Origin of the sequence: Micromonospora sp. NPDC005220 (assembly GCF_040607895.1) — a bacterium.
Taxonomy (GTDB): Bacteria; Actinomycetota; Actinomycetes; order Mycobacteriales; family Micromonosporaceae; genus Micromonospora.
Genome location: NZ_JBEXHP010000015.1, coordinates 1 through 25,592, shown reverse-complemented (window position 1 = coordinate 25,592; position 25,592 = coordinate 1). Strand labels below are relative to the sequence as shown.

General features: G+C 72.9%; 22 protein-coding genes and 1 riboswitch. Of the genes, 11 read left to right on the top strand and 11 right to left on the bottom strand.

The window, feature by feature from the left end; genetic code table 11:
* Positions 1-38: 38 nt before the first annotated feature.
* Positions 39-2,723, top strand: coding sequence for a DNA topoisomerase (ATP-hydrolyzing) (locus tag ABZU52_RS09775; RefSeq protein ID WP_354970707.1), 2,685 nt, complete (start codon positions 39-41; stop codon positions 2,721-2,723).
* A 242-nt stretch (positions 2,724-2,965) separates the two neighbouring features.
* On the opposite strand, the gene ABZU52_RS09770 is transcribed toward ABZU52_RS09775, so the two are convergent.
* The 7 genes from ABZU52_RS09770 to pseB are packed head-to-tail and all read right to left on the bottom strand — an operon-like array spanning position 2,966 to position 10,317.
* The gene (locus tag ABZU52_RS09770) at positions 2,966-3,601 is read right to left on the bottom strand and encodes an alpha-ketoglutarate-dependent dioxygenase AlkB (protein ID WP_354970649.1); all 636 of its coding nucleotides are present in this window, start codon (positions 3,599-3,601) and stop codon (positions 2,966-2,968) included.
* A 54-nt stretch (positions 3,602-3,655) separates the two neighbouring features.
* The gene (locus tag ABZU52_RS09765) at positions 3,656-4,738 is read right to left on the bottom strand and encodes a spore coat protein (protein WP_354970706.1); all 1,083 of its coding nucleotides are present in this window, start codon (positions 4,736-4,738) and stop codon (positions 3,656-3,658) included.
* Entirely contained in the window at positions 4,735-5,493 is a 759-nt protein-coding gene (locus ABZU52_RS09760) for a glycosyltransferase family protein (protein WP_354970705.1), read from the bottom strand. The genes ABZU52_RS09765 and ABZU52_RS09760 overlap by 4 nt, the downstream gene beginning before the upstream one ends.
* Positions 5,494-5,504: 11 nt before the next feature.
* On the bottom strand, positions 5,505-7,331 hold the full coding sequence (locus tag ABZU52_RS09755; protein ID WP_354970648.1) for a class I SAM-dependent methyltransferase: 1,827 nt from the start codon (positions 7,329-7,331) through the stop codon (positions 5,505-5,507).
* Positions 7,321-8,169: a hypothetical protein gene (locus tag ABZU52_RS09750; RefSeq protein WP_354970647.1), complete on the bottom strand. Its 849-nt coding sequence runs from the start codon at positions 8,167-8,169 to the stop codon at positions 7,321-7,323. Before ABZU52_RS09750 ends, ABZU52_RS09755 begins: the two co-directional genes overlap by 11 nt.
* A gap of 10 nt (positions 8,170-8,179) precedes the next feature.
* Entirely contained in the window at positions 8,180-9,337 is a 1,158-nt protein-coding gene (locus ABZU52_RS09745; RefSeq protein ID WP_354970646.1) for an aminotransferase class I/II-fold pyridoxal phosphate-dependent enzyme, read from the bottom strand.
* Complete coding sequence (pseB, locus tag ABZU52_RS09740; protein WP_354970645.1) at positions 9,334-10,317, bottom strand: UDP-N-acetylglucosamine 4,6-dehydratase (inverting); 984 nt, start codon at positions 10,315-10,317, stop codon at positions 9,334-9,336. The genes ABZU52_RS09745 and pseB overlap by 4 nt, the downstream gene beginning before the upstream one ends.
* A 365-nt stretch (positions 10,318-10,682) precedes the next feature.
* Here pseB and ABZU52_RS09735 point away from each other — a divergent pair, with 365 nt between their 5' ends.
* Positions 10,683-12,419, top strand: a complete 1,737-nt coding sequence (locus ABZU52_RS09735; protein ID WP_354970644.1) for a hypothetical protein — start codon at positions 10,683-10,685, stop codon at positions 12,417-12,419.
* 102 nt (positions 12,420-12,521) lie between these two features.
* Here ABZU52_RS09735 and ABZU52_RS09730 read toward each other — a convergent pair whose 3' ends face one another.
* Entirely contained in the window at positions 12,522-13,058 is a 537-nt protein-coding gene (locus ABZU52_RS09730; RefSeq protein WP_354970643.1) for a GNAT family N-acetyltransferase, read from the bottom strand.
* Positions 13,059-13,131: 73 nt separating this feature from the next.
* Between ABZU52_RS09730 and ABZU52_RS09725 the strand changes: the two genes are divergently transcribed.
* From ABZU52_RS09725 to ABZU52_RS09710, 4 genes are all read left to right on the top strand, one after another.
* On the top strand, positions 13,132-13,383 hold the full coding sequence (locus ABZU52_RS09725; protein WP_354970642.1) for an acyl carrier protein: 252 nt from the start codon (positions 13,132-13,134) through the stop codon (positions 13,381-13,383).
* A complete protein-coding gene (locus tag ABZU52_RS09720) occupies positions 13,380-14,642 on the top strand; it encodes an AMP-binding protein (protein WP_354970641.1) in 1,263 nt (420 codons plus the stop codon). The genes ABZU52_RS09725 and ABZU52_RS09720 overlap by 4 nt, the downstream gene beginning before the upstream one ends.
* The gene (locus tag ABZU52_RS09715) at positions 14,635-15,390 is read left to right on the top strand and encodes an SDR family NAD(P)-dependent oxidoreductase (RefSeq protein ID WP_354970640.1); all 756 of its coding nucleotides are present in this window, start codon (positions 14,635-14,637) and stop codon (positions 15,388-15,390) included. Before ABZU52_RS09720 ends, ABZU52_RS09715 begins: the two co-directional genes overlap by 8 nt.
* A 61-nt stretch (positions 15,391-15,451) precedes the next feature.
* Positions 15,452-15,901, top strand: a complete 450-nt coding sequence (locus tag ABZU52_RS09710) for a hypothetical protein (RefSeq protein WP_354970639.1) — start codon at positions 15,452-15,454, stop codon at positions 15,899-15,901.
* Positions 15,902-16,091: 190 nt separating this feature from the next.
* On the opposite strand, the gene pseI is transcribed toward ABZU52_RS09710, so the two are convergent.
* On the bottom strand, positions 16,092-17,144 hold the full coding sequence (pseI, locus tag ABZU52_RS09705; RefSeq protein ID WP_354970638.1) for a pseudaminic acid synthase: 1,053 nt from the start codon (positions 17,142-17,144) through the stop codon (positions 16,092-16,094).
* A 128-nt stretch (positions 17,145-17,272) separates the two neighbouring features.
* Positions 17,273-18,436: a glycosyltransferase gene (locus tag ABZU52_RS09700; protein WP_354970637.1), complete on the bottom strand. Its 1,164-nt coding sequence runs from the start codon at positions 18,434-18,436 to the stop codon at positions 17,273-17,275.
* Positions 18,437-18,735: 299 nt separating this feature from the next.
* Between ABZU52_RS09700 and ABZU52_RS09695 the strand changes: the two genes are divergently transcribed.
* From ABZU52_RS09695 to ABZU52_RS09675, 5 genes are all read left to right on the top strand, one after another.
* Complete coding sequence (locus ABZU52_RS09695) at positions 18,736-19,989, top strand: acyltransferase (RefSeq protein ID WP_354970636.1); 1,254 nt, start codon at positions 18,736-18,738, stop codon at positions 19,987-19,989.
* Between the two features lie 92 nt (positions 19,990-20,081).
* Entirely contained in the window at positions 20,082-20,501 is a 420-nt protein-coding gene (locus ABZU52_RS09690) for a hypothetical protein (RefSeq protein WP_354970635.1), read from the top strand.
* A 132-nt stretch (positions 20,502-20,633) separates the two neighbouring features.
* Positions 20,634-21,404 carry a hypothetical protein gene (locus tag ABZU52_RS09685; protein ID WP_354970634.1) on the top strand — a complete coding sequence of 257 codons (771 nt, stop codon included), beginning with the start codon at positions 20,634-20,636 and terminating at the stop codon, positions 21,402-21,404.
* Positions 21,405-21,688: 284 nt separating this feature from the next.
* Positions 21,689-21,830, top strand: a riboswitch (cyclic di-AMP (ydaO/yuaA leader).
* Positions 21,831-22,063: 233 nt separating this feature from the next.
* Positions 22,064-22,906 carry a C39 family peptidase gene (locus ABZU52_RS09680; RefSeq protein ID WP_354970633.1) on the top strand — a complete coding sequence of 281 codons (843 nt, stop codon included), beginning with the start codon at positions 22,064-22,066 and terminating at the stop codon, positions 22,904-22,906.
* Between the two features lie 136 nt (positions 22,907-23,042).
* Positions 23,043-23,789: an alpha/beta fold hydrolase gene (locus ABZU52_RS09675; RefSeq protein ID WP_354970632.1), complete on the top strand. Its 747-nt coding sequence runs from the start codon at positions 23,043-23,045 to the stop codon at positions 23,787-23,789.
* A gap of 5 nt (positions 23,790-23,794) precedes the next feature.
* On the opposite strand, the gene ABZU52_RS09670 is transcribed toward ABZU52_RS09675, so the two are convergent.
* Entirely contained in the window at positions 23,795-25,465 is a 1,671-nt protein-coding gene (locus ABZU52_RS09670; RefSeq protein WP_354970631.1) for a CDP-glycerol glycerophosphotransferase family protein, read from the bottom strand.
* Positions 25,466-25,592 lie beyond the last annotated feature (127 nt).

The window sequence follows — 25,592 nt, the reverse complement described above, 5'->3', positions numbered from 1 at the left end:
GGGACGCCACTGACCTTGCCCGGTTGTTGCTGCCATGGGTGCGGACCGGATACAAGCACGAGGGCTTGCAGCGGGTTGCCGAGATCGGCTACGAGTACAGCGGCAAGCAGGGCAACGACCGGTTGCCGTACGGTCCGGTCATCGCGGAGTTCACGGCAGCGCACCAGGGCGGCGGGTGGTTCCGGGACCAGGACGGACAGGCGTTCCGTGACTCGCTCTCGGCGCGAGGTGGCCCGAAAGTGCGGTATGGCAAGGACCGCAATGGCGTTCCGCTCGCGGATCGGTCGTTCCAGTTGGAGCGTGCGGTACGAGACGGCTGGATCCACAAACTCCACCGCCTTGGCTCACCGCTCGCTGCTCGGCTCGACGCGTTGGTCGGCAGTTCGTTCCTGCGGGTCACGTCGGTTGAGGCGGTTTCGCCCGACGTCACGTACGACATCCAGGTCGGCAGTGATGAGCACGCGTTCGTCGCCGAGGGCTATGTCGTTCACAACTGCATGGGAAAGTACCATCCGCACGGCGACACGGCGATCTACGACGCCATGGTCCGCCTCGCGCAGGACTTCTCCCTCAACGTGCCACTCATCGATGGGCATGGAAATTTTGGATCTCCAGACGATGGTCCGGCCGCCAGCCGCTACACGGAAGCGCGGATGTCCCGCGAGGCCATGCTGCTCGTCGGTGAGCTGGGCGAGGACACCGTCGACGTCGAGCCCAACTACGACGGGTCGCTGACCCAGCCGACCGTGCTGCCGGCGGCCTTCCCCAACCTGCTGGTCAACGGCGCGTCCGGGATCGCGGTCGGGATGGCCACCAACATGATCCCGCACAACCTGGCGGAGGTCGTCTCGGCGGCCCGCTGGCTGATCAACCACCCGGACGCCACTCTGGACAAACTCATGGAGTTCGTCCCCGGCCCCGACCTGCCCACCGGTGGCGTGCTGCTCGGCCTCGACGAGGTGCGCCGGGCGTACGAGACCGGGCGCGGCGTGGTGCGGATGCGCGGCAAGGTGGAGATCGGGCCGATCGAGGGCAGCCGGGGCCGTCAGGCGATCACCGTGGTCGAGCTGCCCTATGGCGTCGGCGCGGAGAAGGTCATCGCGGCGATCACCAACGAGGTCACCAAGACCAAGCGGCTGACCGGCATCGCCGACGTCAAGGACCTCACCGACCGGGAGAGCGGCACTCGGCTCGTCGTCGAGTGCAAGGTCGGGGTCAACCCGCAGGCACTGCTCGCCGACCTGTACCGGCTGACCCCGCTGGAGCAGTCGTTCGGCGTCAACAACCTGGTCCTGGTCGACGGGCAACCGCGCACGCTGGGCCTCAAGGCGCTGCTGGAGGTCTTCCTGGCCCACCGGTACGAGGTGGTCACCCGGCGCACCTCGTACCGTCGGCGCAAGCGTCAGGAGCGGCTGCACCTGGTCGACGGCCTGCTGATCGCTCTGCTGGACATCGACGAGGTGGTCCGGCTGATCCGGGGCAGCGACGACGCGCAGGCCGCGAAGGACGGGCTGATGAGCCGGTTCGGTCTCTCCGACATCCAGGCCACGTACATCCTGGACACTCCGTTGCGCCGGCTGACCAAGTTCGACCGGATCGAGCTGGAGACCGAGCAGGAGCGGCTGCGCGCCGAGATCGCCGAGCTGAGCAAGATCCTCGATGACGAGCGGGTGCTCAAGAAGGTGGTCTCCGACGAGTTGTCGGCAGTGGTCAAGCAGTTCGGCACCGAACGTCGTACGACGCTTGTCGACGGTGACCTGAAGGAGGTGTTGGCCGCGTCCGCGCCGGCCGGCCCGCTGGAGGTCGCCGACGACCCGTGCCAGGTGATCCTCTCCGCGACCGGGCTGGTCGCCCGGACCGCGGCCGAGTCGGAGGAGAGCTCCGAGGGGCGCCGCCGCAACGGCCGGGTCAAGCACGACACGGTACGCGCCATCGTGCACTCCACCGCCCGTGGTCGGGTGCTGCTGTTGACCAGCGCCGGCCGGGCGTTCAAGGTCGATGTCCTGCCGCTGCCGGTGTTGCCGGAGCAGGCGGGCACTGTGTCACTGCGTGGCGGTATGTCCGCGGCCGAGCTGGTGCCGTTGGCGGCGGGGGAGACCGTCGTCGGCCTGGCCCCGCTCGGCGGCCAGGCGGAGGGCTCACCGGGGTTGGCGCTGGGCACCCGGCAGGGCGCGGTGAAGATCTGCGCGCCGGAGTGGCCGGTCCGCTCCGACGAGTTCGAGGTGATCGGTCTGCGCGACGGTGACGAGGTGGTCGGGGCGACCTGGCTGACCGACGGCACCGAGACGCTGACCTTCGTCACCTCGGAGGCGTCGCTGTTGCGCTTCCCCGCCGGGCTGGTCCGTCCGCAGGGCCTCAAGGGCGGCGGTATGGCCGGCATCAACCTGCCGGCCGGGGCGCGGGTGGCGTTCTTCGGCGCGGTGCGCACCGACGACCCGGGGCATGGCGAGCCGATGGTCGTCACCTCCACCGGCGCGACGGTCAAGGTGACGCCGTTCAAGGCGTACCCGGCGAAGGGCCGGGCGACCGGCGGCGTGCGCGCGCACCGCTTCCTCAAGGGTGAGACGGACGTGGCCGTTGCCTGGGTGGGCCCGCGACCGGTCGGCGCGACCGCCACCGGCGACCCGGTGGAGCTGCCCGCGGCGGATCCGCGCCGCGACGGCAGCGGCTTCGCGGTGATGCTCGGCCCAACGGTGGTCGGCCACCTGATCGAACGCGACTGACCCCCGGGCGGGCCCGCCGGCCCTCACGGCCCGGCTCCAAGATCCGAGCAACTTCGGGGAAGTTGCTGCCTGCGGCACGTCGGAGGCAGCACTTTCCCTGAAGCTGCCCGGATCTTGGCGTCTGAAGCGCCCGCCGGGGCGGAGTGAGCGCCGCCATCCGGGTCCGGTCGAGGCGTGAGCTGCGCCGGCACCCGGATCCTCGGAGTGGAACTCGGCGACGAGGCCGTCCGGCTCGGGCCTTGTCAGGCGACGTTGTGGGGGCGGAACTGGACGCTCACCCGGGGGCCCACCGGGCGGGTGGTCTTGGGGATGGCGTGTTCCCAGGTGCGTTGGCAGGAGCCGCCCATGACGATCAGGTCGCCGTGCCCCACCGGGAAGCGCATGCTCTCGCCTCCGCCGCGCGGGCGCAGCAGCAGCGGTCGGGGTGCTCCGAAGGAGACGATCGCGACGATGGTGTCGGTGTGCGCCGAGCGGCCGATGGTGTCGCCGTGCCAGGCCACGCTGTCGCGCCCGGAGCGGTAGAGGCACATGCCGGCGGTGACGAAGGGCTCGCCCAACTCGGGCGCGTAGTGCCCGGTCAGCGCGGCCCGCGCGGCGGTGAGCACGGGGTGGGGGAGTTGCCTCGCGCCGTCGTACCAGCAGAGCAGGCGGGGCACGTCGACCTCGGCGTCATACATGGTGCGCCGTTCGGCACGCCACGGCACCTCGGTGAGCAGGGTGTCGAGGACCGTGTCGGAGCCGCGCACCCAGCCGGGGAGGTGGTCGACCCAGGCGCCCCGGCTGAGCTGGTGCCGGCGGATCTGGCCGGGCAGCGGCCCCAGGGTCGGCCCGGCGTCGGCCAGGTCGAGCATCGACGGCTGGTAGGCGGCCTGCGTCATGCAGCCACCCTAGCAGCACTTTCGTACACCCGTGCTAGCAGCGAGCCGTGCCGGTCAGCCGGTGACGGCGGCGGTGCGTACGGCGTCGAACACCGCGTCCACCACCCGCGCCCGGCCCTGCCCGTCGACGGTGGACCAGGCGCGGGCGGCGAGTGCCGCGCGCCGCTGCGGCGAGCTGAGCAGACCGTGCAGGGTCCGCGCCGCCGTCGCGCGGGCGGCTCGCCCGGCAACCCCGCCGGCGGTCAGCTCCGGCAGCTCGCCGAGGCCGGCGGCCAGGCCGTGCCGCACCACCCGGGTGTACGACTCACGTTGGTTGTCGACCACGCAGACCAGGGCGCTCGGTGCGCCGAGGCAGCAGAGTTCCCAGGTGGAGGTGCCGGCGGCGCTCACCACCAGGTCCGCTCCGGTGATCAGTGCCGGCAGCGAGGTGGTGGGCGGGACCGGCCGGATGATCTGCCCCCGGCCGGGGGCGACATCCTCGACCTCCGCCTCGATCTCGGGTCGCCCGACGATGACAGTGAGGTCCATCGGGTGACCGGTGGCCACCAGCACCCGGGTCAGGACCGGGGCCGCGCCGACCGCGTCGGTGCCGCCGAAGAACGCCAGCACCCGGGGTCGGCTGACCGCCGTGGCGGGCGGGACGACCGGCGGCCGAGCGCTGATCACGGTGTCGCGCAGGAGCGCGTACCCACTCCCGGCGAGCAGCCGACCGGGCAGCCTCGCCCCAAGACCCGACCCCGGCCCCGCCAGTTCCGCTCCGAAGTTCTGGTCGAGGTAGAGGTCCGCGGCCTGGCCTCGGCTGTCGCCGTCGATGATGGCGAGGGTGTACACGCCGGCGGCGCGCAGGGCGCCGGCCCCGGTCGGGTCCAGGTCGTAGGAGTCGAGGACCAGCACGTCCAGCTGGTGTCGGCGGGCTGCCTCGACCAGTTCGGCCGCCGAGTCCGGGCCGGGGAGCAGTGGGATGCCGCGCGCGGCCAGCTCCGCGGTGGCCCAGTCGAGCCGTTCGATGGTGCCGAACACGGTGACGTCGGCGCCCCGGGAGAGGAACTCCTCGGCGAGCGCCAGGCAGCGGACGAGGTGGCCGACGCCGCGCTGGGGCCCGGCGTCGCAGCGCAACCCGACCTTCAGGGTGCTCAGGACTCCTCCAGCTGCTTCTGTCGTACGTCGGCGTTGAGCGCGCGCAGCCGGGGCTGACCGTCGAGCCAGTCGGCGAGCTTGGCCAGTGGCACGCTGACGTCACCGAAGTGATCGATGATCGCGCTGACCAGCGCCCAGTCCTGCTCGGTGTCGAGGGTCAGCCGCAGCGCGGAGCGGTCCGGGGTGAGTGTCACCCCGAGCACCCGGAACAGCTCCGGATGGGTGTACGCGTACGAGGTGACGTGCACCCGGTGGTGGTCGGTGGCGAGCCGGCCCAGGGTGCGGAGCGTCTCCGCTCGGATGATCTCGACGTCCAGTCCTCGGGGCAGGGTCCGGGCGATCGACGTGCTCGCGTAGTCCAGCCCGGGGACCGCCCGGTACACCGACGCGACCAGTGTGATGATCTCCGGGTCGAGCAGCGGGCAGTCGGCGGTGAACCGCATGACGGCGTCTCCCGGGTGCGCCGCGAGGGCGCCCACGAAGCGGTCCAGCACGTCGTCGACCGGCCCGCGGTGGCACGGCACGTCGAGTCGGGCGCACTCGGCGGCCACCGCGTCGTCGACTGCGTCGGTGCTGGTGGCGACCACCAGGTCGGCCAGGACGCCGCTGTCCCGGGCGGCGCGGACCACCCGGCCCAGCACGGAACGGCCGGCGAGCGGGCGGAGCACCTTGCCGGGCAGCCGGGACGAACCCATGCGCGCCTGCACGATGCCGACGATCCGTGGCCCCGCGTCGTGCGCGGACACCCCGGGCATCGGTACGCCGGTCACTGCTGCTCCTCCTGCTTCGGTGCGAGCACCGCGGTGGCCCGGCGTTTGGCGGCGCGGGCGCCCCGTTTGGCCAGCCGGGCCGGGGTGATGGCGAGCCGGCCCACCCGGTAGCTGAGCGACCCGCTGAGCAGGCCGATCGTCGTCTCGGCCCGGCGTAGCGCCCGTTCCCGCGAGGTGAGCAGCTCCTCGGTCCACGCGGTCAGCGCGGCCAGCCGGGTGAGTTCCTCGCGCTGGCGCAGCCACGCCTCGCGCAGTTGCTGGTAGCTCTGCCCGTCGACCGGCGGGTCGGTCGGCGCGACGGCGTGCAGCTCGGTGGCGAGGTCGACAGTGCCGCCGGCGTCCAGCCCGTGCAGCGCCGCGGTGACGGCAGCCTCGGCCTCCACCGCCTCGCTGACGGTCGCGCGGTCGAGGTCGTGGCCGGCGAGTCCGCCGAGCACCACGGTCAGGCCCGCGACGTCGAGAGTGGACGACCACGGATGGGCGTACCCGCCGGTGAGCAGGCCCGCGGCGAAGCGCCACAGCCCGCGGGCCAGCACCACGTCGCCAGGCAGCGCGGCGGTGGCCCGCCAGCTCGGGTCGAGCACCGCGTACCGCTCGCCGTCGACCACCACGTTGTCGGTGCCGGCCAGGGCCGCCGCGCCGGCGATCCGGCCGTCCGCGTCGGCCTGGTCGGCGAGCCAACCCGCGTACCCGTGCAGCAGCGCGCGCAGGGTGGCCAGGTCGCGGCGCAGGGCCGCGTCGAGCAGCAGGGTACGCAGCAGCCGGCCGGACGGCACCGGTCCGGACAGCGCGTCCGCGTCCCGGTAGGCGGCCTCGCGGCTGGCGAACGGCGCGACGCTCGGCGTCTTCTCGTCGGCGGCCGGGGTGAGCCCCCAGCGCCAACCGGAGGGTCCGTGCAGCACCTCCAGCACACCGATGCCGGGGCGACCGGTCTGCGTCAGCGCCACCGGCAGGTCCCGGGCGACGGCCGGCGGGGTCGGGTCGGCGGCGTCGGCGGGCCGGTGGGCGAGCGTCAACCAGGCCGGTGCGAGGTCGGCGGCACGCCCGGCGTGCAGCGCGTCCACCGCCAGCCGGGCCGGGTCCTGGAGCACTGTGACGGTGGCGAAACCCCCGGCGCAGGTGCCGTGCAGCACCGCGTCGAACAGGCCGGAGCCCGCGTCCCGGTCGAGGTGGTCGGCGTCCAGCAGCGCCGTCGGGGTGCTGACATCGGGGTACGCGGCCCAGCACGCGACCGGCCGCAGCCCCACCGCGCCGAGCCGTTCGCGCAGCTGGTCCCGGTTGGCCGGGTGGGCGCGGTCCAGCACCCCGCCGATCATCCAGGCGGAGTCGTCGCGCAGGGCGTACCAGGGGGTGGTGTCGACCAGCCGGTGCAGGCCCAGCGGGTTGTCCAGGCGCAGCAGCAACGCGCCACCCGGTCGCACCGCGGCGACGAGTCGGGCCAGCACGCCGTCCCAGCCGAGCCGGGTGCCCTCCACGGACTCCACCGGGTCCAGCCCGGCGGCCGCGATCACCACGTCGTACGTCTCGTCGGCGGGCAGCCCGGCCGGACCGCCCACCACCACACGGGCGGCCCGGTGCGCCAGCGCCACCGCGTCCGGGTGGCTGCGCAGCAGGCAGGTCACCTCGGCGTGGGTGAGCTGGTCGAGCAGCGCCGGGTCGTGTGGACCGGCCACCAGGACCCGGGCGCCGGGCGGCACCAGCCGGGCGGCCAGCGCGGCGAGCGGCCCACCGTTGGCCAGCCGTTCCTGCGGCAGGTCCGACCAGGCCAGCATCTCGCCGCCCGGCAGGGTGATCCGGCCGGCGGGTGCCGTCTCAGTCGTCACGGTCTTCCTCTTCCTCCTGGAGGTTCGCCCAACCGAGCAGCTCGCGCAGCTCGGCCGGCGTGCAGCGGTGGTCGGTGCCCAGCTCGGCGCGGGCGATCTCGACCGCGGTCGGCAGGTCGACAGTGGTGCCGTGCAGCTGCGGCCACTGCCGCCGGATCCGGGCGGTGCCGCCGAAGGTCGGGTCCTCGTTGGACAGGATCATCGGGTCGCCGTAGACCGCCGGTTCGCACCCCGCCGCGATGCCGTAGAAGATCGCGCTGGTCAGACGGTTGGATGCTACCCGGCGGTGCCGGCGCAGCTCGGTGAGCTGCCGGTCGAGGAACTCCGGGTCGGTGTCCTTCCACCAGTGCCCCCGGTAGCCGTGGCAGATCACCCGGAACCCGGCGCGCTCGTAGAGCCGGCGCACGTTGCGCATCCGGTACTCGTGCCAGTAGAGGCAGACCGTGACCGGGCCGGGCTCGGTGGCCTGGATGAGGGCGATCAGTTTGCGGTGGTCGCCCTTGACGTGCTGGCCCTCCCAGCCGTGGAACGGGTACCAGATGGTGCCCTCCCGCTCGTCGGCCGGCGGTTCCTCGGGTCGCAGGGCCAGCAGGTAGCTGAACGGCGCGCCGATGACGACCACGTTGCGTCGCCCCACCGACCAGGCCCGGCGGCGGGTCTGCTCGGACCAGAGCAGGCTGGGGGTGCGTTCGGCGTACGGGTGCCCGGGGGCGAGGCCGTCGCCGATGTTCCAGCCGTGCTGCACGTACCCGTTGATCCGTGGTGGGTGCCGGTCGCCGAGGCCGGCGTACCGGGCCAGCACGTGCGCGTGGCCGTAGAAGTGGTTGGCGTGGTGCATCAGGTTCCCATCAGGCGGCGGAACGCGCCGAGCCGACCCGTACCGCGGCGGTCAGCGCGTCGATGACGCGATCCTGGTCGGCGTCGCTGAGCCCCGGGTAGAGCGGCAGCGACAGCTGCTGGGAGTAGAACGACTCGGCCACCGGGCAGGACCCGCGCCGGTATCCCAGGTCGGCGAAGGCCGGGTGCCAGTGCACCGGGATGTAGTTGACCTGGACCCCGATGCCGGTGGCGCGCATCCGGTCGTACACCTCGCGGCGACGACCGTCGAGCACCCGGATCGGGTAGAGGTGCCAGGCCGGGTCGGCCCACGACTTGCGGGTCGGCAGCAGCACACCGTCCAGGTCGGCCAGCGCCTCGTCGTAGCGGGCGACCAGGGCCCTGCGGCGGGCGGTGAACTCGCCGAGCCGACGCAGTTGGCTGCGGCCCAGGGCGCAGAGCACGTCCGGGAGGCGGTAGTTCAGCCCGAACTCGTGCACCTCCTGGTGCCAGCCGCCCTCGTCCGGGAACCGCAGGTCGTCGGGGTCGCGGATCACGCCGACGCCACGGAACCGGCGGGCCCGCCTCAGGATCTCCGGGTCCAGCGCCGCGACGGCGCCGCCCTCGGCGGTGGTCAGGTTCTTGGTGGGGAAGAACGAGAACGTGGTCAGGTCGGCGAGCGAACCGACCGGCCGACCGTGGTACGTCCCGCCGATCGAGTGCGCCGCGTCGGCGAGCAGCAGCGCGTCGCTGCCCTCGACCGACTTGCGCAGCGCGTCGTAGTCGGCGGGGTGGCCGGCGTAGTCGACGGCGGCGACGACAGTCGTCCGGGAGGTGACCGCGGCGGCGGCCGCCGCCGGGTCGAGGCAGAACGTCTCGTCGTCGACGTCGGCGAACACGATCTTCGCGCCGAGGGCGACCGCGCTGCTCGCGGTCGCCACGAACGTCATCGGCGGGACGACCACCTCGTCGCCCGGTCCCACCCCGGCCGCCGCGTACGCCACGTGCAGGGCCGCGGTGCCGTTGGAGACGGCGGCGACGCCGACCCCGCCGGTCCACCGGGCGAGGTCGGCCTCGAAGGCGTCGACCTGCGGACCGGTGGTGAGCCAGTCGCCGCGCAGCACGTCGGCGACGGCCGCGATGTCGTCCTCGCTGATCGACTGCCGGCCGTACGGGAGCATCCCCGTCATCCGTTGATGCCGAGCATGTCGCGCAACTGCTCGACGGTGAGCCACTCGTCGTTGGTGTCCGACTGGTAGGCGAAGCCGTCCGGCACCGGGTCGCAGTCGGCCGGCGGCTGGTAGCCCCAGGTGGCGATTGTCGGCTGGACGATGAACCGGCCGTCGGCGCGTAGCGTCCGCCGGCTGTCGTCGGGCGCGATCATCTCCTCGTGCAGCTTTTCGCCCGGCCGGATCCCGACCTCGTGGGTGGTGGCGTCCGGGGCCACGGCCTCGACCAGGTCGAGGATGCGCATGCTCGGGATACGCGGCACGAACAGCTCGCCACCCTGCATCTGGTCGAACGAGTCCATGACGAACTGCACGGCCTGGTCCAGCGTGATCCAGAAGCGGGTCATCCGCTTGTCGGTGATCGGCAGGCTCTTGCCCTCGGCGGCCAGCCGGCGGAACAGCGGGACGACCGAGCCGCGGCTGCCCACCACGTTGCCGTAGCGCACCACCGCGAACCGGGTGGGGTGCTGGGCGGCGTAGTGGTTGGCCGACACGAACAGCTTGTCGCCGACCAGCTTCGTCGCGCCGTACAGGTTGATCGGGCTGGACGCCTTGTCGGTGGAGAGCGCGATGACCTTCTTGACGCCGGCCTCGATCGCCGCGTCGACGACGTGCTGCGAGCCGGTGATGTTGGTGGCGATGTACTCCGAGGGGTTGTACTCCGCGGTGTCCACCTGCTTCAGCGCGGCGGCGTGCACCACGTGGTCCACGCCGTGCATGGCCCGGGTGAGGCGGTGCCGGTCCCGGATGTCGCCGATGAACCAGCGCAGCCGCGGGTCGTCGCCGAGTTGCTGGCGAAGCTCGTACTGCTTGAGCTCGTCGCGGGAGAACACCACCACTCGGGCGGGGTCGGCCTCGTTGAGGATGTGCCGGAGGAACGTCCTGCCGAAGGAACCAGTTCCCCCGGTGATCAGAATGGACGATCCATTCAACTCACTCAATGTGGTGCTCCCGTGTTCGTGGATGAACGAGCGGCCCTGGGCCAGCCGACCGGGGCCACACGCTAGCCATGGCGGGTTAACTCCTCGGCGCTCGCGGGTGAACCGCAACCTCTGCTCCCGTGAATGCCGGACACCGGGTAGGCGAACACTTCCGACCGTCCCGGATGTGGGCTGACCTGGCCGGATCGGGCCGTTACAGTGACCGCGCGAACGACCCGGCGGCCCTGCGCGCCGCCGGGTCCCGCGTTCACCCGACATCCACACCAGCTCCGTGCGAGCGGGCCACCCCGGGCGTCACCGACGCCGGCCGGCGGGCCCGTCGGATCGGCGCGGGCCCGGTCCGGCCGGCAATCCTGGAGGCGTTGATGGCACCCGGTAGTGACGTGATCGAACGGCCGATGGTGGCGGCCGGGACGCCGGGCGGCCCGTCCGCCAGGCGTTGGCTGGTGCCGCTGCTGCTGGTCGTCGGTTGGGTGCTCAGCGTGGCCTGGCGGATGTGGTTGTCCCGGCACATCGTGCTGCCGATCGCGCACACCGACGAGGACAGTTACCTGAACACCGCCCGCGCGCTCGCCGGCGGCCCGGGGGGCTTCAGCAGCGAGAACCAACTGCTGCGCCGGGTCGGCTACCCGATGCTGATCTCGCCGGCGTTCCTCGGGGACCGGGACTTCACCGACAGCTACCGGATCGTCCAGCTGATCAACGCGATGGTGAACTCGGCGCTGCTGCCACTGGCGTACCTGTTCGGTCGCCGCCTGTTCCAGCTGCGCCGCTCGTACGCGCTGCTCGGCGCGGTCGTGGCGGCGACCCTGCCGGCCACCGCCTTCTACGCGGGCGTCGCCATGATCGACGCGGTGATGGCGCCGCTGGTGGTCGCCTGGCTGCTCGCGGTGCACCGCTGGATCGCCCGACCCGGCCCGCTCGCCGCCGCCACCGTCGGCCTGCTGGTCGGCGGGTTCCATCTGCTGCACTCCCGGGGCCTGGTGATCGTGGCCGTGCACGCCGGGCTGGTCCTGCTGCTCGTCGTCCGCCGCCGGATCAGCCCGCCCGCGGTGCTCGCGGCGCTGCTGCCGGTGCTCGCCATGGCGCTCGTCAACGAGGCCACCATCCGCCACCTCGGCGGCAAGGTCTACCTGCTCGGTAGCACCCCCAGCGGCAGCACGGTAGCGGCGCTCGCCTCCGCGCAGGACGTGGCCCGGGTGAGCGCGGCGGTCACCACCCAGCTCTGGTACCTCGTGGTGATCACGTTCGGGATGGCCGGGGTGGCCTGGGCCGGCGCCGTGCGCGAGCTGTGGCGGCCACGGCACGGCGACGCGGCCCGCTGGACGATGGGCGTGGCGCTGGTGGTGACCGTCGGAGTGGCCGGCGGCGCGTCGGTGATCCTGTCCGGCATCACCGGCAAGCCGCTGGACGCGATCTACGGCCGCTACGTGCAGATGCTGGCGCCGTTCTGGCTGTTGGTCGGGCTGGGGGTGCTGTTCACCGCCGGCCGCCGGGTGGTGCTGCGCCGGGCGGCCGTCGCGGTGGCCCTGCTGGTCGCCGGCGGCGCGGTCATCGCCGTCCGGCTCGCCTACGTGGCCAGTCAGGGCCACGAGCTGCGCTACGGCGGTTTCAGCGCGCCGGAGTTGATGGTGTTGACCGGGGGGTGGCGGGAACTGCGGCCGGTGACCGGGACGTTGGTCGGCATCGCCGGCTGCGTACTGCTCGTCGCCGCGGTCCGGGTGCCCCGCCTGCGGCTGCCGGTCCTCGGTGCCCTCGTGGTGGTCAACCTCGTCACCATGCAGGTCATCGAGCAACGGATCGTGCGGCCGTTCGTCGCGAGCGCCACACCGACGCCCCGGGTGGCCGACGTCGGCGTACGCCCCGGCGAGCGGGTGTGGGCCTCGACCGGCGTGCACTACGTCCTCCGGTTCAACCTCAGCCACCAGGTGACCTGGACCGACGTCCGGTGGTTCGGCGACCAGCAGCCGCCGGCCGCGGCGCAGGTCGTGTTCGCCCGCTGGGCGCCCGGGCAGGCCGACGACTGGGACGGCACGGCGTACGGCTTCGTCCGGCTCGGTGGCAACCCGGAGCAGCACTGGGCGGCCTGGCGGCGCGCCTGACCCGGCACGTCCCGGCGGACACCGCTATTCGTGAACGGCGGATGTCCACCGGGAGCACGGTCGGTTAATGGTTCCGGTCCATTACGGAAAAGTGTCTGACAATCAGCGCTGACGACGGTCCGCCCGAGCCAGGGAAATCGGGATGACGGTGATTTCCCGGCCGTCGGACAGCTCCTGTCGCGGGGTGCCCTCGACGAATCGGAAACGTCGGTTCATCTGCCGTACGACGGTATTGTGGCCGAGCACCTCCCCGTCCAGGCGATCCAGGTGCAGCCCGTCGAAGGCGTACTCGACGGCCTCCCGCATGACACCCAGCCAGGCCGGCAGTGTCTCGCCCCGACCGGCCAGCCCGTCGGCGTCCAGATAGAAGCCCCACGCGCCGCTGCGAGGGCCGTCCAGCCGCAGGTCGAAGAAGGTGACCACACCGCAGGGGTGGTCGTCGTGGACGTACACCAGCACCCGCCGGGACGGGTCGTCGCGGACCGCCGACCACCACCGGGCGTGCTCCTCGGCGGTGATCTCGTGACTGGTCTTGCTGACCTGCCGATTGGTTTCCTGATTACGCCAGGACAACATCAGATGAACGTCGTCCGCCGTCGCTTCGCGCAGCACCTGCGTCTCGCTTTCCTCGCCGTTCACGTCGGGTCTCGGCACCTTACCCGGGCCTACCGGGAAACCAGATATCCATTCGTTGGGTTGTAGACTGCGGCGCATGAACGAATTGAGTCGCGCGCAGATCCGCGACCTCATGGCTCAGGTGCTGAAGAACCAGGACAGGGAGCTGCCCGCGGACGACGCGGCCCCGTTGCGGGAGATCGGCTTTCGGTCGCTCGACTTCTCCGAGCTGGCCCTGCGGGTGGAGGACGAGACGGGGGAGGAGCTCAACTTCGACGCCCCCGGGCTGCGTCGCATCGCCACCGTCGGGGACGTCCTCGACTTCCTCGTCGAGCTGCAACACCAGTGACCGTCGCGACGTCACGCCACCTCGCGCACCCGGAACCGGCCGGTGTGGACAACCGGCTCGTCGTCGGTGGCGCCGCGCTGACCTGGCGTTCGCTGCCGACGCCCACACTGCCCGACTCGGCGGCGGTGCTCGCCCACTCCGCCGTACACGCGCTCGCCGCGGCGCGGCAGCACGCCGTGCACGGCACCGAGCTGCTGCTCAGCACCGCGAGTCGGGTCGACACGGCGATGCGGACCGAGCTGCTGGAGGCCGGGTTCACCGTCAGCGTCCTCGACGGCGACGGCGTGCACCGCAGTGCCCCGGCCCGGCCACGAGCCGCCGAGCCCGGCCGGCTGTGGCTGCTGACCTCCGGCTCGACCGGGCGACCGAAGCGGGTCGGGCACACCCTCGACACGCTGACCACCGTACGGGCCGACCAACCCGACCGGACCTGGCTCTGCCCGTACGCCCCGGGCACGTACGCCTGGTGGCAGGTGGTCACCCTGTCGCTGACCCAGCCCGGTCAGCACCTGGTGGTGGTCGAGCCCGACGAGTTGGACGACTGGCCCACGGTCGCGGCAGCCCACGGGGTCGACGCGGCGTCGGGCACCCCGACCTTCTGGCGACGCACCCTCTACCGTGACGCCGACGCCCTCTCTCGGGTGCCGCTGCGCCAGCTCACCCTCGGCGGCGAGCCGGTGGACCAGGCGATCCTGGACCAGCTGCGGGAGGTCTTCCCGACCGCCCGGATCTCCTGGATCTACGCGTCCTCCGAGGTGGGGGCGTCCATTGTGGTGCACGACGGCCGGGCCGGGTTCCCGGTCGACTGGCTGGACCGGCGAACTCCGGGCCGGCCGACGCTGTCCGTCCGCGATGACGAGTTGGTGGTCACCTCCCCGTACCACGGCGCCGGTCTCGCCGGCCCGATCCGTACCGGCGACCGGGTGCAGGTGCTCGACGGCCGGGTGCTGATCACCGGCCGACTGGACTCCGACGAGATCAACGTCGGCGGCAGCAAGGTCTCCGCCGGCATGGTCCGCAACGTGCTGGCCGGTCACCCGGCGGTGGCCTGGGCCCGGGTGACCGGCCGCCGCGCTCCGGTGCTCGGACGGATGGTAGTCGCCGAAGTGGTCCTCGCCCCCGCCCCCGACACCGGTGTGCCGGACGAGGCCGCGCTGGTCCGCTGGTGCGCCGACCGGCTTCCCGAGCACGCGGTGCCGCGCCGCATCCGCGTGCTGACCGACATTCCTGTCAAGGAGACCCTGAAGAGCGATGTCTGAGCCCGCCGACACCCAGCTCGTTCCGCCCAGTTCCGTGGTCCTCGTCTCCGGCGGTTCCCGTGGCCTGGGCCTGGCCATCGTCACCGACCTGCTCGACGCGGGCGTACGGGTGGCCGCGTTCGCCCGCACCATCACCCCGGAGCTGGAGAAGCTCGCCGCCGAGCACCCCGACCGGGTCCATGTCGGCTCGGTGGACGTCACCGACCTGCCCGCCGCGCAGAGCTTCGTCCGTGCGGTGGAGCAACGCCTCGGCCCGATCGACGGCATCGTCAACAACGCCGCCATGGGGCAGGACTCCCTGCACGCGCACACCGCCACCGACGACATCGCCCGGATCATCGAGACCAACCTGACGGCCCCGCTCCAACTGACCCGGCTGGTGATCCGCCGGATGCTGGCCAAGGGGCTGCGCGGGCGGATCGTCAACATCACCTCGATCTGCGGGCAGCGCGGTTTCCCCGGCCTCGTCGCGTACTCGGCCACCAAGGGCGGGATGGACGCCGCCACCCGCTCGCTGGCCCGGGAGTTGGGCGGCCGGATGCTGGTCAACTCGGTCGCGCCCGGCTTCTTCGCCTCGGAGATGTCCGCCGTGCTCGGTCCGACGCAGCTCGACCAGATCGTGCGCCGCACCCCGACCGGTCACCTGACCGAGCCGGAGGAGGTCACCCCGGTGGTGCGGATGCTGTTGCGTGAGCACACGAACATCAACGGCCAGGTCATCGTGGTGGACGGTGCCGCCGCCATCTGACCTGCGGCCGGGTCTCCTCCCGGCGGAACCGGCGTGGCCGGTAGACGGTGCCCGGGCGGCTGTGTCGCCGGGGGCGGGCGCCGCCGCCGTACCCCGTCCGGTGCCGGCGTTGCTGGCCGCCGCCGAGCGGCACCTGCGCATCGGGTCACCGGCCGACCTGGCCGATGCGGTCACCCGCAGCCACCTCGACGACGGACGGTGCGTCGGCTGGTACGGCCCACCGGCACCCGGCTGGCGGGTGGCCATCGACGCGGAACGCGCGAACGCTCCGGTGCCCCCGGCGCTGGCCCGCCGGTTCGGCGTGCGGGACTTCTGGGCCCGGTGGACCCGCGCCGAGTGCTGCTGCAAGCTGGCCGACGTGCCCGTGGCGGTCTGGTGGCGCCGCCACGGCCTGAGCAATCCGGCCGACGGATCGGCGGTCTGGCGGACCCTCGCGGTGGCCGACCTGGTGGTCACCGTCGGCTTCGCCCCCGACGCCCGTGGCGCCGCAGTCGGCGACTGTTCCCTGTAGAGCCGCCCCAGCCCCTCCGCGCCCCGCGCCCTCCGCGCCCCGCGCCCTCCGCGCCCCGCACCGGTCGATCATGGAGTTGTGGTGCCTAACAAAGCAGACACTGGGGGTCTAAACGCCCACCACAAGTGCATGATCGACAAGGGTGGGCCGGGGCGCGGGCAGAAGTTGCCCCGCGGACCCCGGCTGCCGGTTAGATCTGGTTCCAGGTCAGGGGGGTGCCGCGGGGGACGTCGGTGGCGAAGGTGCGGCCCAGCACCCGGTCGATCTCCACCGGGGCCAGCCCGCCGGCCGGCCGGATCGAGCGGACGTTCCGCGCGGTCACCGGGTCGCCGGCCCGGACGTCCTCGACCACAAAGAGCGAGCGGCGGAACCGCAGCCCCTCCTTCTCGGCCGGGGTGGGGCCGATCGCGGTGCCGCCCAGAGCCGCGTATGCCCGGCCGGACTCGGCGACCAGGGCGGTCAGCTCCGCCGGGTTCAGCGAGAAGTCCGAGTCCACGCCGCCGTCGGCCCGGTCCAGCGTCACGTGCTTCTCGATGAAGCAGGCGCCGAGCGCCACCGAGGCGACCGCCACTCCGATGCCGGGCGTGTGGTCGGAGAGCCCGACCGGCACGTCGAACGCACCGGCCAGCACCGGCAGCCGGCGCAGGTTGCTGTCGGCCGGCGGCGCCGGGTAGGACGCGGTGCAGGCCAGCAGGACGATGCCCGCCGCGCCGCCGTCGCGGGCGGTGCGCACCGCGGCGTCGATCTCGGCGACCGTCGCCATTCCGGTGGAGATCACCATCGGCTTGCCGGTGCTGGCCACCAGCCGGATCAGCGGCAGGTCGACCAGCTCCGACGAGGCGATCTTGTACGCGGGCGCGTCCAGCGACTCCAGCAGCTCCACGGCGGTCGCGTCGAACGGCGACGAGAAGACGGTCAGGCCCCGCTCGCGGGCCCGCTCGAAGATCGGGGCGTGCCACTCGTACGGGGTGTGCGCGCGCTCGTAGAGGCGGTACAGGTTTTCCCCGCCCCACAGCTCGTGCCCGCTGGAGATCCGGAACGCCGGGGTGTCGACGTCGATGGTGATCGTGTCCGGCCGGTACGTCTGGAGCTTGAGCGCGTGCGCTCCGCTCTCGGCCACCGCGTCGACGATGGCCAGCGCCCGGAACAGATCGCCGTTGTGGTTGCCGGACATCTCGGCGACCACGAACGGTCGTTCCCCGGCACCGACCGCGTGCGGTCCGATCTTGATTGTCGCCGTCATTCCGACCTCTGCTCAGGTACGCCCGCACAGGCGTGCGGTGGTGCTGTCGTCATCCACCCGGCGGGCGGACGACCTGGAAAACGAGGGCGCCGGGAGCCGCCCCGGCTCTCGGCGTGCGGTGCGGCCGATCACGGCAGCCGGCCAGCGGCCAGCGCGTCACGCCGCTCCGGCGCGAGTCCACCGTCGCGGGTCGGCGCGGCGCCCGCCCCTCGCCCCGGGTCCTCGTCGGCGGGGAGCGACCCGCTGTCGGCGTCACCCACCGGGCCGGGCCGACGCAGGCGACCAGCCACCCGGTGGGCCTGGCGCAGCGCCGAGTACGCCAACCAGTCGCCCCGGCTGACGAGGCGGTGCTTGAGCCCGGTCACGCCCGGCGGGAGCGGGTAGCCGCCGGTGGGCAGGTACCGACGGTAGTGCGCGGCGGCCCGGTGGAAGAAGTCGCGTCGCAGGTGTGGGTGCAGTCGGCCGTCGTTGCCCACCACCACCAGATAGTGGTTGATCATCAGCTCGAACAGTTCGGCCCGCAGCCGCTCGTCCGGGTGCTTCCGGGCGACCCAGTCCATCAGCCGCTCGTACTGGGCGAAGGCGTCGAAGTGCCGGCCGCTGCGGGTGGAGGTGATAGCGCCCTGGCGGCCCTGGCGGTACAGGTAGCAGACCCGGTCCAGCACGGAGATCTTCTCGGCCCCGATCAGCAGGGGGTGGCTGAACGGGATGTCCTCGTACCAGCCGGGGAAGAACCGCAGCTCCAGCTCGTCCATGAAGCCCCGGCGGACCACCTTGTTCCAGGCGGTGTGCTGCACCCGCAGCAGCTGCGGCCGGTCGGCCAGCCGGGTGACGCCGGGAATCCCGCGCAGCAGCGGGCTGCTCGCGTCGACCTCCCGCCGGCCGTCCTCGCGCACCCGCAGGTGGTCGAGCATCAGCACGTCGGGCTGGTGCTGGCGCAGCCGGTCCAGCACCGCCGCGATCGTGCCCGGCGGCAACCAGTCGTCACTGTCGACGAACCAGACGTACCGGCCGGCGGCCACGTCGAGCCCGGCGTTGCGGGCCAGCCCCAGACCCACGTTGCTGTCCAGGTGCACGACGCGGACGCCGTCGCGGCCGACCGCGTACGCGCGCAGCATGTCGCCGCAGCCGTCCGGGGAGGCGTCGTCGACGGCGATCAGCTCGACCGCGTCCGACTCGCCCGCCGGGATGTCGGCCCGGATCGACTCGAGGCACTGGTACAGGTACGCCTCGACGCCGTACACGGGCACGACGATGCTCAGCAGCGGTGCGTGCGTCGGCTCATTGACCACGTCCGCCACCTTCGACGACCCGGGTGGCCGGCCCCGGAACCTGACGTTGCCGCCGATGGTGGAATCTCTGAACTCCCGCCCAGCGGAAGGTAAACGCCGGCCGGCTGGCGATTCCCCGGCCGGGGCACCGCGGGCTGGTGGGGCGGGTGGGACGCGTCCGGTTCACCCAGGAGTGACCCGGTAGGGTGCCTCGGTGCGGCCCTGCCGGGCCGTCGTGGGCGTCGCCGTCGCGCCGTCCGACGCCGCGCCGAGGAGGAGACGACCGTGCTGGTGACCCTGCCGAGCGTCGGGATCCCGGCATGACGGCGAGCGCCGCCGCGGTGCCGGCCGTCCGCCCCGCGTCCGCCCCGCCCCGGCTGCCCTCGCTGACCGGGCTGCGCTGGATCGCCGCCCTGCTGGTCTTCGGCTTCCACGCCGGCACCATGCGGATCATCGCCGAGCCGGACTACAAGGCCGTGGTCGACGCGCTGTTCACCCTCGGCCTCTCCGGGGTGCAGTTCTTCTTCATCCTCAGCGGTTTCGTGCTGGTCTGGTCGGCCCGCGCGGGCGACTCCCGGCGTACCTTCTGGCGGCGACGAATCGCCAAGATCTACCCGAACCACCTGGTGCTGTGGGCGGCGACGCTGGTGGTGGCCTGGTGGTTCGCCGACCCGGTGCTGCCGGCGGCCGCGCTGGAGAACCTGTTGCTGCTCCAGGCATGGGACCCGCGGCCGGGCTGGTTCTACAGCATCAACACCGTCAGCTGGTCGCTCTCCTGCGAGTTCTTCTTCTACCTCTGTCTACCGCTGGCGCTGCCGCTGCTGCGCCGGGCCCGGCCGAAGCTGCTCTGGGCGCTGATCGTCGTACTGCCGCTGCTGATCCTCGCGCTCTGGCCGGCGCAGGAGTTGGTGCCGGAGGTGAGTCGCTGGTGGTTCACCCAGATCTTCCCGCCGGTGCGGTCGCTGGAGTTCTGGTTGGGTGCGGTGGCGGCCGAGTTGATGCGCCGAGGGCTCTGGCGCGGTCCCGGTCTGACCGTGGCCAGCGGGATCTTCCTGGTCACCTGGGTGGCGGCCGCGCAGTGGATCCGGGCCGAGCTGTGGACCACGCTGCTCGCCGTCGCGTACCTGTTGGTGATCACCGCCGCCGCGGACGCGGACGTGCGGGGTCGCCGTTCGCCGTGGCGGTCCCGCCCGTTGATCTGGCTCGGTGAGGTGTCGTTCGCCTTCTACCTGGTGCACGTGCTGGTGATGACGAGCGTGCTGCGCTGGAGCGGAGCCTGGGGGACCGGCTTCGCGGGCTGGCGTGGCCCGGCCGTGGTGCTCGGCTTCCTGGTGGCGAACCTGATCCTCGCGGGGCTGCTGCACCGCTTCGTCGAGACCCCGATGATGCGCCGGCTCGCGCCGCGCCGTCCGGCCCGGCCGGCGCCCGTTCCCCGGCAACGCGCGGCTGGCCCGCGGGCCGTCGGCGACGACGAGGCGGGACAGCCTACGAGCGGCGCCCGAGGCAAGGCCGGCGGGACTGCGGACGAGGTCGGTCAGGCCGACGGCAGATCAACGTACGTCGACTCGCGCTGACATCGTCCACGCTGGTCAGCGGGGTCGGCGCGGCGTGATTCGACACGCCCGTGATCGGTGCGCCCGGGCCGGCGCGACGGTAGCGTGGGGACGTGCTTCCGGTCGCGTTCACCTGTCCGCTGTGGTGGGTGGCGCGCTGGGCGACGCGGGTGCTGACCAGCCTCGCCGTCGTCGCGGCCCTGGCGCTCGGCGCAGGGCCGGCCACGGCCGCCGTGCCGACCAGCCCGGTGCCAACGTCGAGCGCGGTGCCGGCCTCCGTCGCTGTCGGGCCGCTGCCGGCATCCTGCCGGCACGCCGAAGCGCAGGCTGTGGCGTGCTCGGCCCCGGCGATACCGCCGGAGGCCGCCGACGATTCGGTTCCGACCTGGTCGGTCGACGCGCCGGTGACGCTCCCCGGCGATCAGGGCACCATCGCCGACGTCGTTCTGCCGGTCCGCGCGGCCGAGTCCGACCGGTTGCCCCGCGTCGACCGTGCGAGCGGTCGGGCCTCCCGGGCCCCACCCCGGCGCTGAGCCACCGGGACGCCGTCCCGTCGCCGCGCCCTGTCGACCCACCCACGTCCTCACCCGCCGACCCGTGGCCCGCCGTGGCCCGCCGGTCGGCGCGGCTCCCCATCGCACTGCTCTCTCCCCGAGGTGCCGACCATGGAGACCGTTGTCTTCTACCAGTTCGTGACCGAGGTGCCGCGGGCCGCCGCCATCTGGTCGACGCTGTTCCTGTTGACCCTGGGCCTGCTCACCGTGCTGGCCGCCCGCCCCGAACGGGCCCGGCCCACCGACGATCCGCCACCGGCCGCGCCCACCGCTCGGGAGTCGGCCGCCGCCGAGGCCGCCGACAGGCGCCGCTACGCCGAGGAGGTCGCCGTCGCCGCCGCCGGCGCGGCGACGACAGCCAAGCGGCGACGCGCCGCCTGGCTGACCGCCCAGGAGCAGTTGGAGCGGGCCTGGGCCGGGTACGACGAGGCGGACACCGCCGCGCGTCGCTTCGCGGGCGCCGGGGCGTTGCCGACCCCGCACACCCCGCACACCCCGGCCGAGTACGCCGCCCGGGAACGCTATCTGCACCGGGCGGCGATGGCGGCGTACTGGCGGGGCGACCTGACCATGGCGCAGCTCGGCGACGTGTTCGGGCATCGGCGCGGCTGGGATCCCCGGCGCCACCCGGTCGAGCAGGAGGTGCTGATCAGCCGGGTGATCCGGGATGCGCGGCTGGCCGACTACCAGGTGGCCGTCGCCCGTGAGCGGGCCGCCTGGCGGGACGCGGAGTTGGCCGCCGAGTCGGCTCGTACCCTCGACGAGGAGGCGTACGCGGCGGCGGCCCGGCTGCGCCCGACCCCGGTGCCCGCGCGCCGGGCGATGGCCGGGGCGTTGCGTCCCGCCGTGGTGGCGCTGTGGCGCCCGGCCCGGGCGGGTTGAGCCCGATCTGTTATGTGAGCCCGGTCACGCGTTTGCGGAATCGGACGTCCGACGCGATCAGCCTCATTGTTCCCGCGATTGTGGTCGCGTCTTTTGTCGCCTGTCCGGTTGTCGCCCGCAGGCGTCGGCGTAACCGGTTGTCCCATCGAGTCACATCATCGGCAATACGCGCAGAAATTGTCGCGCCGATTAGGGTTTACGCAGGTGAACCTGGCTTGGCAGGGCGCGGAGCCGCCAGTACTGTCGTCCTGTCCGATGCGGTAACCGATCGCAAGAGGCGACGCCGCATCGACCCGCTTAATCGTGATCAACGAACCGGGGACCCATCAGTAAGTCCGGGGTGAATCCGCGAGCCACGGCCCGCGGTAGGGCGATCTTCCCGCCCGAATCCGTCAGCTAACCCGGTAGGCGGTGTCGGAAGGAGTCAACTCCTCGTGCAGCACCTTTCCACCCCTCGGTTGTTCCCTCGCCTCCACGGCGCGGCGATGCACCCGCTCATTCGTCCAGTGACGGTGAGCTGACCCCCCGGGTCATCGCCTTTCCCGCCCGGCCCCGCCGGGCGTTCCCCTGAGCGGTTCACCATCCGCGGACCACAGTCCGCGTGCTGGCGCCTGCCCGGATACCGGTCCGGCCCCGGTGTGCCGCTCTCCCCCCGATCCGTGGAGGACCCCGTGAAGCACACCCTGAAGCGTCAGCTCCGCCGCCTCGCCACCGAGCGCCCGTACCAGATCGTTGCCGCGTCCGCCGCAGCCCTCGCGATCGCCACCACCACCGGCGCCCTGCTCACCACGGCCGACGACGCCCCGGCCGGCCAGCGCACCGCGACCACTGTCGCCGAGATGCGCAGCGACGTCGCCCGCAGCGAGGTTCGGGACGCGTCCCCCTCGGCCAGCGCCGCGCCGACCACCGCCGCCCCAGCCAGCAGCGCCGCGTCCCCCGCCGCCAAGGCCAGCAGCAACCCGGACCTGACCCGTAAGCCGACGCCGCCGAAGCCGCCCGCGACGAAGGTGCTCGACTACGACTACGAGGCGCAGAACACCTACTACAACTGCGGCCCGGCGGCCACCCGCAACGCGCTCAGCGCCGCCGGCATCGACCGCACCCAGGAGGAGCTCGGCGCCGAACTGGGCACCACCGAGATGGGCACCAACTCGGCCGAGGACACCACCCGGGTGCTCAACGCCGAGGTGAAGGGCTCCCCGTACCAGACCCGGATGTTCCCCGGTGCGCCCAGCCCGGCACAGATGGACCGCCTCCAGGCCGACGTCGTGAAGGCCATCACCGACGGCCGGGGCGTGGTGGCAAACGTCGTCGGGGACGCCACCGACACCGACGGCGGTTGGCACTCCTACGGCGGCGGTCACTACATCGCCGTCGTGGGCTACAAGGACAACGGTCGCACCGTGCGGATCGCCGACTCGGCGAACCCGGCCGACCCGTCGTACTGGATCACCACGATCGACCTGGCCAACTGGATCACCAGCCGGGGCTACTCCGCCTGACCCGGGCACCCTGACCGCCGCGGGCGCCGTCCCCCACAAGGGGCCGGCGCCCGCGGCGTCTCTGTACGCGGCGGCCGGGCTGCGCCGGTCATCGACGACTCTCGTACCCGGCCGTGAACCGTGGGAGACTGCGGCCGTGGTGGAGAAATCGGGTGGACACGCTGGTCGAAGGCCGGTTCTGCTGCTGTTGCACGGCATGGGGGCGACCGGGGACGTGTGGTTGCCCTGGGCGCCGTACCTCGAACAGCACTGGCCCGGGCGCTGGCTGGCACCGGACCTCGCCGGTCACGGCTGGGCGCCGCCCCTTCCGTCGTACTCTTTCGCGGGTTTCGCCCAGCGGCTCACCCAGGCCCTCGGTCCCGACGACCGGCTGGTCGTGCTCGGGCACTCGCTGGGTGGGGTCGTCGGCCTGGCACTGGCCGCCCGCGACGCCGGGATGCCGGTGGACGCGGTGGTCGGGCTGGGGATCAAGGCACAGTGGACAGCCGCGGAGCTGAGCCGTGCCGCCGAGGTCGCCGCCCGCCCGGTGAGCTGGTTCGCCAGCCGCACCGAGGCGGCTCGCCGCTACCTGCGGGTCTCCGGACTGGTCGGCCTGGTTGCACCGGACCACCCGGTGGTGAACGCCGGGCTGCGCCAGGTGGACGGCCGGTGGCGCCTCGCCATGGACCCGACAGCCTTCGCCGTCGGCGAACCGGACCTGGCCGCGCTGCTGGCGGCGACCGACGTGCCGGTGGTGCTGGCGCGCGGGGAGAACGACCCGATGGTCACCGACGAACAACTGAAGGAGTACGGCGTACCTGTCGCCACGCTGCCCGGCCTCGGGCACAACGCGCACGTGGAGGACCCGGCGGCGGTGCTGGCGCTGCTCGACCCGTACCGCTGAGCGGACTATGCCGGTGCGGACGCGGTAAGTGTCTCAGCCGGTGCCAGCTCCCGGCGGGCGGCGGTCAGGAACGCCTCGGCGTACGACTCGACCGGGAAGTCACCCAGGTAGCGGCGGCGGGTGGCCCAGCGGGCCTCGGCCAGCGGGTCGGTGTCCAGTAGCGCGGTCAGCACCTCGTCCACGTTGGACATGTCCCGGCGCAGCAGGTAACCCGACCCGGCCAGCGGGAACCGCTCCACGAACCGGTCGCCCTCGTCGCCCATGTCGGTCACCGCGTACGGCTTTCCGGAGTAGAGGAAGTCCGAGATCACGCCGGACACGTCGGAGATCAGCGCGTCGGCGGAGTTGACGCACTCGGTCAGGCTCAGCTGCCGAGCCGCCGCGCCGACCACGTGCTGGCGGCCGGTGCGGGCCCGGTCGGCGACGAGCAGCTCGGTCAGCCGGCCCAGCTGGCGGGCCGACGCCGGGTTCTGCGCGGTGTACGGGTGGGCCCGCAGGATCACCGTCGCGCCGCGCTCCAGCAGGCGGCGCAGCAGCCCTTCGGCCACCGGCAGCGAGCAGTAGTCGGCGTCGGCGTGGTGCCCGGTCCAGGTGGGGGTGTACAGCACCGTCGGGTGCGCCAACCCTCGCGCGGGCTCCGGGCGTACCTCGATCGACTCGACCTGTGGGCGGCCCACCACCACGAACTTCTCCGCCGGGATGTGCACCCCGGCGCGGGCGTACCTGTCGATCGCCGCCGGCCCGGCCACGAAGATCCGGTCGAAGATCCCGGACACCGGGTTGGCGCTCGGCGCCTTGTCGCTGTCGCCGTGGTGCAGCTGGACGTGGGTGAGCTGGGTGAAGCGGATGCAGTGGCTGTTCTTCGCCCCGTGGTTGACGTAGAACGCCGCCCGCAGGCTCGGCACCAACGCCTCGTCCATCGCCCCCAGGGTGGGGCAGTAGACCACCGGCGCGTCGGTGGCCGCCGCGATCGGGGCCAGGAACTCCGGCTCGCGCAGCACGATCAGGAACGGCCGGCCGATCCGTTCCAGGTACGGCAGCCACATGGTGACCTGGTATTCCGAGCCGGGAGGCGCGGAGAAGTAGAGCAGGAACTCCGGCTGGTGCCGGCGCAGCGCGGCGGCCACCGACCCGCCGCCGGCCTGTGGCCGGAACCGCCGCCGGGCCAGGTCCAGGGCGACCGCCCCGGCGCCCGCGCCGACCAGCAGGCTGGCGGCCAGCGCCACACCGGCCGGCAGGGCGAGTGCGGCGGCGAGCGCCAGCGCGGCGAGCAGCCCGAGCAGAGCGGTGCCGAGCCGGTCGGCGATCAGCGGCGTCCAGGCGCGTACCGGCAGGTTGGCCGCCCGGATCTCCAGACCGCCGGCGGTGCGCAGCGGTCCTACCAGCAGCACCAGCCCCAGCAGGACCAGCCCGGTGGCGACCAGCGCCAGGTCGAGCCCGTCAGCGAGCCGCCGGGAGTAACCGACCAGGATCGCCGCGGCGATCAACGTGGTCTCCGCCACCAGGTCGGCGCCGGGCCGGATCCGCTGCTCGGCTGCCGAGGCGGCCAGCGCGGCGACGGCCAGCGCCAGCCCCCAGCCGGTGGCGCCGGTGAGCGCCAGCACGACAAAGGCCAGCACGGCCAACCCGGTGGTCAGGCACCGGGCGGCCAGCTTTCGGACCAGGTCGCCGCGCATGTCGCTCCGTTCGTGGTTCCGCAGCCGTCGGCGTCAGTTTGTGGACGTCGCGCCGGCCGGCGCGCCGACCCCCCCCGACCCGGACTGCGCGCGCTCGGAAGAGCGACCGTCTGAAGTACAGACAGAA

Excerpts from the sequence above, each read along its gene's own strand:
- ABZU52_RS09770 (WP_354970649.1), bottom strand. The coding sequence starts at position 3,601 with ATGACGCAGGCCGCCTACCAGCCGTCGATGCTCGACCTGGCCGACGCC.
- ABZU52_RS09760 (WP_354970705.1), bottom strand. The coding sequence starts at position 5,493 with ATGCCCGGGGTGTCCGCGCACGACGCGGGGCCACGGATCGTCGGCATC.
- ABZU52_RS09750 (WP_354970647.1), bottom strand. The coding sequence starts at position 8,169 with ATGCACCACGCCAACCACTTCTACGGCCACGCGCACGTGCTGGCCCGG.
- ABZU52_RS09745 (WP_354970646.1), bottom strand. The coding sequence starts at position 9,337 with ATGACGGGGATGCTCCCGTACGGCCGGCAGTCGATCAGCGAGGACGAC.
- ABZU52_RS09735 (WP_354970644.1), top strand. The coding sequence starts at position 10,683 with ATGGCACCCGGTAGTGACGTGATCGAACGGCCGATGGTGGCGGCCGGG.
- ABZU52_RS09725 (WP_354970642.1), top strand. The coding sequence starts at position 13,132 with ATGAACGAATTGAGTCGCGCGCAGATCCGCGACCTCATGGCTCAGGTG.
- ABZU52_RS09715 (WP_354970640.1), top strand. The coding sequence starts at position 14,635 with ATGTCTGAGCCCGCCGACACCCAGCTCGTTCCGCCCAGTTCCGTGGTC.
- pseI (WP_354970638.1), bottom strand. The coding sequence starts at position 17,144 with ATGACGGCGACAATCAAGATCGGACCGCACGCGGTCGGTGCCGGGGAA.
- ABZU52_RS09695 (WP_354970636.1), top strand. The coding sequence starts at position 18,736 with ATGACGGCGAGCGCCGCCGCGGTGCCGGCCGTCCGCCCCGCGTCCGCC.
- ABZU52_RS09685 (WP_354970634.1), top strand. The coding sequence starts at position 20,634 with ATGGAGACCGTTGTCTTCTACCAGTTCGTGACCGAGGTGCCGCGGGCC.
- ABZU52_RS09670 (WP_354970631.1), bottom strand. The coding sequence starts at position 25,465 with ATGCGCGGCGACCTGGTCCGAAAGCTGGCCGCCCGGTGCCTGACCACC.